General features: G+C 55.5%; 1 pseudogene. It reads right to left on the bottom strand.

Annotation, left to right across the window (positions count from 1 at the left end):
• Positions 1–98 precede the first annotated feature (98 nt).
• Positions 99–476: pseudogene (locus ACCD02_RS32625) on the bottom strand (hypothetical protein); the annotation flags it as partial.

Below are 476 nucleotides of genomic sequence, written 5' to 3'. Positions count from 1 at the left end.
CCACCCCAGTAGCTCCGGCTCATGGGCATACGTCCATTTCAGCTGGGGCGGTAGTGCAGGCGGTTTAATAAAATTGAACATTATCGAGTTTCGTCATTTTAGTCAGGAATGGATAGTTGCATTAGCTCGCTGCCGTTCTCGGGCAGATCGATATCGGCATCTTCCTTGAGGTCGCCGCCAGGAGCTTCAGCCGTTCTGTCGGCTTCATTGGCGTCCCGATCCAGGGCCAGGCGAAACAGGTAGGGAACCCCATGCTCATGCTGGAGTATTCCCCAGGGGTATTTAATCGCCATTTCAAGGATCGGGCTGTCTATCCGTAGCTCGATCCAGACCTGCCACAGGCGATATTGCTCATCGCCGGTATGGGCAAAATCTGCCGGGCGGTGCTGACCGCCGGCCGTACCGGGCAGTGTGCCGAGTTGATTCGGGTCGACCCAGTTACCGTAGATGAACTGGTCGTAAACATGACGGTTTGT

The organism is Pseudomonas sp. Pseusp88 (assembly GCF_047303955.1).
Taxonomy (GTDB): domain Bacteria; phylum Pseudomonadota; class Gammaproteobacteria; order Pseudomonadales; family Pseudomonadaceae; genus Aquipseudomonas.
This window is presented reverse-complemented; position numbering and strand designations above follow the sequence as displayed.